Below are 9,886 nucleotides of genomic sequence, written 5' to 3'. Positions count from 1 at the left end.
GTGGGAGTACTTATGGGAGGATTACCCTGTCTTTTTTAGTTGTATGTATGTTTTAAAAAGTAGTATATTTTTTATAAACAATCTCACAATTACTGAGTTTGTATTTGTTCACGCAATCCTCCATTCCAATCACTTCGGCATTTTTTTCAGAATAAGAGTTTGATTGGAAAAATGTTTTCTGACCATTTAAACCATATCTAAGATTCAGTTGGAATGTACCATCTGGAAGTTGTCCTTTAGTAATCACTGTACCAGGCTCTTTGTCTTTTGTGTATCCAGAAACACTAGAAATAAGTTCGGAACATCTTCTTTGGTTCTCATTTATTTGTTTGCACTCTTTTGCTGCCGAGCGCATAGCCAGTTCACGAGATGTGGCTGTATAGATGGAGAATATGCCATTTTTCGGGTCGTAAGCAACACCAGCATACCAATATTGAGGCTTATAACTACTGCTATTTCCCCCCCAACCGCATACACTACCGTCAACTGTCTGGCAGTAACCTTGGGTAGGGTTTGCTTGAACTAGTGGACTAAGACTGAGCAATCCAATTACACTTAAAGAAGCAAAAATATAATACTTCATCTTCATTCCCTAAATTATTGTGTTTTAATTAAAAAAAATATGTCTAAATCAGGTAATTAACCCGAATAGCGGATAAGAAATTGCCTTAAAAAAATAGGAGGCTGAAATCCAGTAGTTGAATTACCAAACTAAACCTTAAGCTTTAGTCCACATGTCTAATAATATCGAATTATTCTGCGTGGTTGATGACTTTTTTCTTAAATTTGCAGCAACTTATTGGAAATTCCTAAAACAAAGCCCTAGCTATCCAAAAACCCGATAGGGACAATTTTTTCCCCCCTCAAAAATCATCTTTATCTCCATTTGGTACAAGTGCTCTCAATTTAATAATTTCAAAGCTCTTATTCAAATTATGAAATTATTTGCTCAAACAGAATTAGGATTAATACAAAATCTCCTCAGAGTCTAAAGATAAATAATTTTATAGATTTTTGAAAAAAATTTTCTTTTATTTAAAATTGAACTAAAAAGAAAATAACCAAGATATTATATAAATTGTTAAATTTTCACATTTTTTATATTTTATATAAAATCAAAATATGAAAGAATAGCTCAATATTTGCTCGCTAAATGGTTTTTATTAATCCATAGTAAATATTACAAACACACTTGTTAAGGTGGGTACTTTTAAATAACGATTAGCAAGAGTGTTTTATTTATATTAATTTTTTATATTTCAATTACTTGTTTTTAGGATTAGTTAACTAGAGGGAAAGCAATGTTATTAAAAAAGAGTTTATTAGCACTTTTAATAGGGGCATCTGTATTTTTGACTGCCTGTGGTGGAAGCGATTCAGACGATTCTGAACCAACAACTCCTAAACCTACTGAACCCAAACCAGTTGAATCAACAGTTCAAACTGAAGCAACTTTGACCAGTGAAAAAGCAAATATTGCTGTATTTGGTAACGTCGATAAAAAGTACTTTACTGAAGCAACTTTGGCTACAGGAAATGGTGTTTTACTTTTAGATGATCCTCAATTAAATTCAGTCGGCTTTGCATTAGATTTAAAATCAAAGGCAACTGATTTGAATGCATTTTCAGCAGCACAATTAGAAAGCTATATGAAAATATTAAGAGATCATGGTGCCACCGTTAATGTTTTAGTAAATAAAACATCTAAAAATGCGCAAGGCAATGTTACAAATATAACTTTAGATGTAGATTTTAAAAATGTAGAAACTCTAAATAGAGTTCGTGAAGTTTTATTGCTTGCAATTAATGAAGGTAAATCTATTAGCTTACCAACAACTGTTACAGCAAAAGATACTAAACAGCGTTTAAACTTAGCTTTTTGGCTCGAAAATGGTACAGGTTTTGTATGGGGGAACAGTTATGCTGTAAATCAGGCAACGGCGATTGAAAAGCAATATGGTGATTTGAATATAGCAAGTGCATTGAGTAGTAATGCAAAATTGCAAGTTAAAACAATAACGAACAGTTTTACTCAAAATGCTCAGGGTTCAAATGCAGTTGATATTTTATGGAATATTGATTCTTCAGGTTCAATGTATGAAGAGCAAAAAAATCTAGCAAATGGTGCTTCACAATTCTTTACTGCTTTAAATAAAGCAGGTATTGATTATCGTTTAGCTGTAAACACACAGGATGCCTACGATTGTCAAAATTTAAGAACTTTAAGTGATCAAAAGTCGGTATTTATTGATCGTAAAACTCTAAATGCAGAAGAGGAATGGAAAAAACTAGCCCAACCAGGTACAAGTGATTCTGCCACAGAAACAGGTTTCTACTGTGTGCGTGAAGCAAATCTTACAAATTTTGATCGTACAAATGCGAAAAACTTGATTGTATTTGTTTCAGATGAGCCTGAAAATGAAACAGTAAATCAAGCTCGACCAATACGTAGTAATGGTTACCAAGCTCGAGATTTTGCAGACTATAAGAATTACTTCTTGAAAACGGGAGCAACTTATTTTTCTATCGTAGGTACAGCTAATTCAATTCGTAATACATTTGCAGATAATTATCCAGGCTATCAGGATAAAGCATGGGGATGCCGTGGTGATGGTGGTTCGGCAGAGGGTGGAGCACATTTTAAAGAAATTTCTCGCGTAACAGGTGGAAGTTCAGCATCTATTTGTGCAAATGCGAGTAGTTGGAATGTTATGTTTAGTGAGATTATTAAAGCTGCATCAGGTTTAGCAAGTAGTTTTACATTAACTCAATTGCCAATACCATCAACAGTTACTGTCAATGTATCTGGTAAAAATGTACAGCGCGACTTAACACATCAGAATGGTTTTGATTTGGTTTATAGTGCAACAGGTGCAACGATTGTGTTCTATGGTGAAGCTTTACCTACAGCAAATAAAAAAGTAGATGTGAGCTATAAATATTTAAATAAATAAAAAATAGTAAAAACAGGTTCAAATGAACCTGTTTTTTGATTTTATTTATTTTAAAGTAATTAGTGCATAAGTATCTTTTATAGGAAAAGATATGAACTAAAAAACATTTATCTATCCATGTTTGTTTGGATTAGCTTTATTTACTCAGTTTAGTTTTGCAAATCCAACAAATCGATATTATCAACTTGTAGATGGTAGTGTTTGCGGTACGAGAGGGGGATACTGGTATGTAGGAGTTGCATAAAATCCAAATAGGGTTATATGGTCATTTATATTGCAAATAAACGTGATTTGGCTGCTAGATCTGCCGAAAAAGAATGTAAAAACATAATACAACTAACTTAGATGTTCTATTCAATAAACAAAAAAATTGTTAGCGTACATGGTTATACCGCTGATATAATTCAACTTGTTGTCACAAAATGACAAATATCAGTTTAATTTAAGGTATTGTCAATAGACTTTCTTTCCTGCAACCTTCTTTTCTGAGGGGGATATTAAAGATGTTGAAATAAATATAGACTGACAAATTGTTCAATTATTTACGCCCAGTATACCTCATATATTTTGTAGTAAACTCCTAATAGATTCTCCCATAATTTAATTAAAATATAGATTAAAAAGAGGTGTAATTTAAAAATACACCTCAAAATATAAATAGTCCTTGAAATCGAATGCAACTGTTGATTATTAGAACAGTATAATCTTATTCAGAAATTGAAAAATCATCTACTTTATTGTTTTTAAAATATATACTTAATTGTCTTTGTTTACCCTCTTGTAATGCCTGATTAGTATTTCCTATATTTCCATAACCAATAGTACTTAAGGCTGAGCTTAATAATGCATTTGATTTTGTTTCTCCCTCCCTATAAGAGAAATAGTCTGGTCCAGATCCACTAGATGTCTGGTAGTTAGGTTTTCCAAAAATTCTAATAACTTCTTCAGAAGTAGTTATACCCTTTTTCAGGTTTGCTTTTACATAACTCATATCATATTTACTGTCACCTCCTATGCCTAAGATACGAGTATTATCTTGTATTGTTTGGCAACCAATAAAGGGTATAGAAAATATACTAATTAGTAAAAAACGAGATAATTCTTTTTTCATAATAGACCTATAATTAGTAAATACATGTGTTAATTACATTTACCATAAGTAAGTATATGGTATTCAAAATACCCTTATACCATAAATGAATATCTTCCTGATTAATATCAATACTTTTATAAAATTTGATGAAGTAGGAGCTGTTGAGAATCAATATGAGTCAAGTACATTTGTACAAAGATAAATCAAGCTTGGAGAAATGTAAGCAAATGGTCAAGGCATAATCCTCAATAGTGTTTTATCAAACGATTTAAAGTCAGAAAAAAAATGGGCATACTCAAGAAAAATTGATATTAGTTGGCTTATAGTAAATAATTCAATTTTTATAAAACCAACTTAATATGCTTTAAGCGATCATCTTGAATGAGATCATCTAATTCATCTTCTAAATCTTCAATCTTACCGTTGAGAGAAAAAATAGAGTTTTTTAAACGTTCATTTTCAGGAGTATCAGGGGGGGGTAATTGATTAAAAATCTCTAATAATTCGCTACGATGAGTACGTAACCTTTCAATGTCACTTTCAAGAGCCATCCTTGGTGTTCACAGAGCAAGTAAACTTTGTTCATAGTCTTTGAGTTCTTCACAACTCATTACCGCTAATTCAGCTTTTGTTCTCATGGTTTAAAATCCGTTTTGCTATGTAGAGCTTTAAAAATCCGTTTTGCTGTTTCCTCTCTGACACTTTTCGGATCTCGTAAGATGCCGCCAATCCAAAGGGCAAAAGTAGGATAATCAGGAAAATTACTCAGGTCTGATAGCTCAGAAAGTTGAGATAAAATCGTGCTGTACTTATTAATTTGAGCATCAGATAGATTGCAGAACATATCTATGGTTTTTGTATCCCTTGTTGGTGCTGTGAGTTTTGGCTTGGGTTTTTCTTTTACGGTGAATTTAAAGCCGACAACAGAACGCCCTTTTTTAATTGGATTATAGTCAACTGTTACATCGGTAAACTCATTAATTTCATCTAATGAGCTTTTCAAGACTCTTCGTTTTAAGTTTCTCAAATCTTTATAAGATTCTGGTAGACCAAACTCTGTAAACATTTCATCTAGTGTTAATTCAAAGCCATTTTTTGCCTGATTTTTTTTTGCTAAATGGTAAAAGTCTATTGAGTAGTCTTTTTTTAATTTCAAAACTACATCTTTTTTATAACGAGTGTATGGATTGTATTTATCTAAAATTTTTAACATTACTAAAATAATAGATGTAAACCTTAAAGATATCCCTGCATCCTCGTAAGTAGCATCAATGACCCAGTTAGAGTAAACCTTTTTCCCTTTATCATTAATGTATGAAAAAGACCGATCTACTAGTTTTTTTGACGCATTCTCAATTTGTTTATAAGCAGAATTGACCTTGATACCACAGTCATCAGCAAATTGTTGAGCAGATATTAAGATTTGATCTTGCTCACTTGCATCGATATTTCTAGCAATCGGAGAAGCCATAATTAAAATTCTTTTTTCATCTACAGACATGCTTTTAAAGCATTCAGTAACTTTATTTTGAATAGCCATTGTTGTTACTGGATAAGATTTCTCATAACTATTTTCTTTATTCATTCAGATATCAAACCTTATAAAAAATGAACATGATTTTTGTACCCTCATGAGAAAACAATGTACACCAACAAACATAAGGGTACAAGAATTTATTTGTACCCTTTATCATGCTATTTGTACCCTTTAATCATGCTATTTGTACCCTTTTAAACGATAAAATCATGCTATTTGTACCCTTTATCATGCTATTTGTACCCTTTTAAAGGTTGAAACCCTTGCTATATAAGGCTCTTAGAGGAGCTAAAAGCTTTTAAAAGCTTTTTAAAAGTATAAAAGGGAATCTTGTTCAAATTCGGGCTATAAAAACTGCCCTTGGTACTCGCTAAAGCTCGTACTCTATTGAAGCTCGTTTCTCTCGCTTCGTTGGGGCAGTTTTTTTCTTAATTTATCGAGTATTCAAAAAGCAAAAGCATGAATAATGCATTCGCTTCGCTCATGCTTTTTGAAAAGCAAAAGCTTCATTGTGACGCTCGTAGGCACTCGCTAAGCACAATCTACTGTAATTCAGTAAAAACGGTTTTTCAGAGGGGAATTAAGCGAACTTTCATTGTGACGCTCGTAGACACTCGCTAAATGCTCTCATTTGCGTTCTAAGCAATTTTATTTCAATCAACTATAGTTTCCCTATATTTTTAGTTAAATCCTCTAAAACCCCCATTTTTTTGCGTTTAAATGGGGGTTACCAAGGCATGTAGTCAGGATTATTATCAAAATCTGGTTTTTTGGGTTCATTTTTTTGCTGTTTTTCTTGGTCTTCACGTTTTGAAAATGCTAAAAGGTCGGGTGCTCGTTTTTCTTGCTCATCACGTTGTTCTTGTTCTTCATGCAACTGCTGTTCTCTAGATTCACGATCTTTTCGGTCATTTTCAAGCTGTAGAGCTGTTTTTCGGTCAAACTCTTGCTGCACTTCCATTTTAACGCTTTTTGTAAAATCTGCATGCAATTTTTGGATTTTCAGTTCTTCCATATCTTCTGCGTATAGTCGCTTTTGTTTTTCACCATTTTGAGGACTAAAATATTTATTTCCATAATCATCTTCTTCAAATATATAACTATTTCTGATTTCCATGCGTTGAATGCGAATATATTCTTGATATTCATTTTCTCTACGTGATATTTCTGAAAGTTGATGATCTATATTTAAAATTTGATCATTCAGTTTGCGTTGTTTAACTCTAATGTTGGTTTCGTTAAATTTTTCAAAAGACTTTTTAGGCAGGTGCAACTGATTTTCTTCTGTCCATTTACTTAACTGGTTAGAATATCTCTCTTTTTTTTCTGTTTCACTAAGACCAGAGATATGCTTTTGGCGATCTAGTTGGGTGTTGTGTTGGTCGATTAGATCATTGATTTGATTGATCCATTTTGTTTTAAAAAATAAAGGCTCTTTTTTGTGTAGTTCTGATATTTCAGAACTCATTGTGTCTAATTCTGTTGTTAATTTTGATAATTCTTCGTTTTGGAATTCAGAAAGCTTCTGAGAAATTTTTCCTAAATATTCAGCTTCAGACTGTTGGAATTGAAGTTCACTTCGTACTTTTTGCACAAGATCCTCAGATACTTTAATGTTTTCATCAAGTGCAATGACCTTTTTGATTTCTAAATTACGTCGCTTAATCTCATCATTTTTCAGACTAATCTTTGTAAATATTCCTCGTCTCCGTAGGTATGTGGCTTGAGGACCCTCGTGCTGAGTGGCTTCTAGGTCACTTTCCTGGTCTTCATAACTTCTGTGATCGACACGTTCATCAAATCCATTTTTTTCCAGGTGGTGATTGCATAATTCTGCAAATAACTCTCGCCAGTGGTTTACTGTTTCTGTGCCATTGTCACGACTGAAGTCTCTATATTTTTTTGCTGAAAAGTCACCATGCTCATTAATACTTCGGGTGGTGAACATGATGTGTGCATGGTAATTGCGTTCATCACTTCCGTTGCCTGTATGAGGTGCATGAATAGCAGCGTCAACGATGACACCGTATTTTTTAACGAGGTCTTGGCAAAGTTCATTAAGCATGTTTTTACGCTGTTCAGCGTTTAACTCACTTGGAAATGCAATCTCAAATTCTCTTGCAAGTAAGGCATCTTTTCTACGTTCAACTTTTTCGACTTCGTTCCAAAGGATCTGGCGATTGAGTAACTCAGTATTTGTATTATCAGGAGCATAGATTTCTGTAAATTCAACACCTGTTTTTTTTGTATAGTCTTGTTCTTTTCCATAGAAATCACATACCAGTTTTTCACCTGAACGATATGCAGCACAAGCAACGGCTGAACGTCCATTACTTCTACTCATCGTTTTAACTGAAAAATGATATATCGCCATGTTGCTTTTGCTCTTAAATTTGGTTTACCAAATTTCACCAACCTGTATAGGTTGGTCAGGGGATTACAAAGGGGATTTACCCCTTGTCGCACCGTTGAACTTTGTTCAATGGCTAAGTGCGCCCTTCGGGAAAACCACGATAGCATGGGATGTCTTGAATTTCAATTCAAACAGACCTATGCTTGAGGGGGATTCCTTGATACGGTGATGGTATGAGTGTTGATAATTTAGAGCAAAAAATTGCAAAGCAAGAAGAACGCTTAAGACAGCTAAAAGAACAGAAAAAAGCTGCCATTGCACGTGAAAAAAAGAAAGTTTCTGATCAGCAAAGAAAAGATGATACTAGACGTAAAATTCTACTGGGAGCTTGGGCTTTAAATAAATTAAAAAATGATGAATCGTTTAAGCAGAAACTAGCCGATTTTGAGCAATTTTTAAATACGGAAAATAAGACCGAAGAAAATAGGCAGAAAGATAAAGATCTTTTTAATGGCGTTATTTGGGATAAGACCTAAATTTCGCATAAGGTGTATTATGTTAATTTTAGCGAAACTCAATAATAAATTATTTCTTCTTTGGCTTCATGCATGAGGGTTTTGATAGGCTCACTGGCTGGTTTAAATTGTGTGCCTTAGCTCCCTGTTCTAAAAGGGCCTTTAAACTTTTTTCAGAATTTTTAGGCTGCTTATTTTGAGCATTCTTCTTTGGCTGTGGTGGCGATGCTTTTTTCTGAGCTTTTACTGACTGCTCAACTTTATTTTGTTTACTTGTAGGCTTGTTTATTACGGCTGTTTTTAGAGACTTTAGCCATGAGTATGCGTGAGGATCTAACTTCAATAAATGTTCAATCATTTCATTACGTTTAGCTTTATCCATCTTAGAGATAATGCTTTTAAGATCAGCATTAATTGATTGATTTGTTGCACCTCGTTCACTAGCTTTTTCATACCACTCATGCCCAAGTGTATATTGATACGTTTCCATATAAATAGCGCCTAATAAAGTACAAGGACGATAATTATCTGGAGTTAAATTATGAGCTTTGGATGCATTATCAATGGCGACGTTAACCTTGCGAAGATCACGTCTAACTCCACCAAGAGTAGTGAAATACGCAGATAATAATTTTTTATCCTTGATACCATTAGTGGAAATTTTTTCTAAAAATTCTTCTGCTTCAACACTTTCCTTACACTTTCTTAATTGACTGCTAGCATTAATAGCATTCCAAATGTTCTTGGTGTTCTTTGCATATTCCTGCAAATAATAATTAGCTTCTAATCGATGAAATTTATGACGAACTTTGGCAGTAAAGAATTTTTTACCTATTGTATTTAACCAAACAGCCTCATCTTGAGAAAGTCTTGTTTCATTTTCTAGCTTATTCAAAATTTCAGAAAGCTCTGTAGGTGATGCCCCTGATAGATATTCATTAATGTCGTATTTTTTTAGTAATGCTTTTTCTTTTTGTTTTGCAATATAAACAGGATCTGACTCAAGCAACTTTTGTTTTTCAATAGCTTCCAGTCTCAACTTCTCCTGACGAATTTTTTCCTCAGCTACTCTTTCTAATTCAACTTTATGTCTAATTTTTTTCTGAAAGTCTGGCAGGAAACCGCTTAAAGATCTGAGCATATACTCATGAATATATACTTCTTCAAATTTACTTAGGCTTTGTTTTTCTTCATATTTTTTTATAATGTCTTTTAAACGGCTAGGTATTAAAAGATCTGACTTTAATGGATCTAAAAAATATTGTTGGCACAAATTTAAGAGTTTGCTCTCGAAAGTATCTAAATCTTTATCAGTAACTTTTGCCTGTAACAGTAAAGCCTTTCCCTCAGTCATAATAGAAATCTTATTCGAATCAAAAAATTACCTCAGTATAAAGAAAAAATGTCTGTATCTCACTTATGTTTATTTCCCAT

Annotated in this window: 8 protein-coding genes; 2 read left to right on the top strand and 6 right to left on the bottom strand. The window is 33.1% G+C overall.

What is annotated here, in order from left to right; genetic code table 11:
• Window positions 1-52: 52 nt before the first annotated feature.
• Window positions 53-583, bottom strand: coding sequence for a hypothetical protein (locus HX124_RS17290; RefSeq protein WP_228199094.1), 531 nt, complete (start codon window positions 581-583; stop codon window positions 53-55).
• 718 nt (window positions 584-1,301) lie between these two features.
• Between HX124_RS17290 and HX124_RS17280 the strand changes: the two genes are divergently transcribed.
• Window positions 1,302-2,954 (top strand): vWA domain-containing protein, encoded by a 1,653-nt coding sequence (locus HX124_RS17280; RefSeq protein ID WP_286384322.1) that lies wholly within the window; start codon window positions 1,302-1,304, stop codon window positions 2,952-2,954.
• Window positions 2,955-3,660: 706 nt separating this feature from the next.
• On the opposite strand, the gene HX124_RS17275 is transcribed toward HX124_RS17280, so the two are convergent.
• The 4 genes from HX124_RS17275 to mobQ form a co-directional block, all read right to left on the bottom strand.
• Window positions 3,661-4,065, bottom strand: a complete 405-nt coding sequence (locus tag HX124_RS17275; RefSeq protein ID WP_107010091.1) for a hypothetical protein — start codon at window positions 4,063-4,065, stop codon at window positions 3,661-3,663.
• Between the two features lie 323 nt (window positions 4,066-4,388).
• A complete protein-coding gene (locus HX124_RS17270; RefSeq protein WP_286384321.1) occupies window positions 4,389-4,598 on the bottom strand; it encodes a hypothetical protein in 210 nt (69 codons plus the stop codon).
• 83 nt (window positions 4,599-4,681) lie between these two features.
• A complete protein-coding gene (locus HX124_RS17265) occupies window positions 4,682-5,632 on the bottom strand; it encodes a replication initiation protein (protein ID WP_286384320.1) in 951 nt (316 codons plus the stop codon).
• A gap of 679 nt (window positions 5,633-6,311) precedes the next feature.
• Complete coding sequence (gene mobQ, locus HX124_RS17260; protein WP_286384319.1) at window positions 6,312-7,958, bottom strand: MobQ family relaxase; 1,647 nt, start codon at window positions 7,956-7,958, stop codon at window positions 6,312-6,314.
• 212 nt (window positions 7,959-8,170) lie between these two features.
• Here mobQ and HX124_RS17255 point away from each other — a divergent pair, with 212 nt between their 5' ends.
• Window positions 8,171-8,473: a hypothetical protein gene (locus tag HX124_RS17255; RefSeq protein ID WP_286384318.1), complete on the top strand. Its 303-nt coding sequence runs from the start codon at window positions 8,171-8,173 to the stop codon at window positions 8,471-8,473.
• Window positions 8,474-8,522: 49 nt separating this feature from the next.
• Here the strand turns inward: HX124_RS17255 and HX124_RS17250 are convergent, their stop codons facing one another.
• Window positions 8,523-9,806, bottom strand: coding sequence for a tetratricopeptide repeat protein (locus HX124_RS17250; RefSeq protein WP_092692617.1), 1,284 nt, complete (start codon window positions 9,804-9,806; stop codon window positions 8,523-8,525).
• Window positions 9,807-9,886: the final 80 nt, after the last annotated feature.

The organism is Acinetobacter sp. 226-1 (assembly GCF_030329325.1).
GTDB classification, from domain to species: Bacteria; Pseudomonadota; Gammaproteobacteria; order Pseudomonadales; family Moraxellaceae; genus Acinetobacter; species Acinetobacter sichuanensis.
The sequence above is the reverse complement of the archived record's forward strand: the minus strand, read 5'-3'. Positions and strand labels throughout refer to the sequence as shown.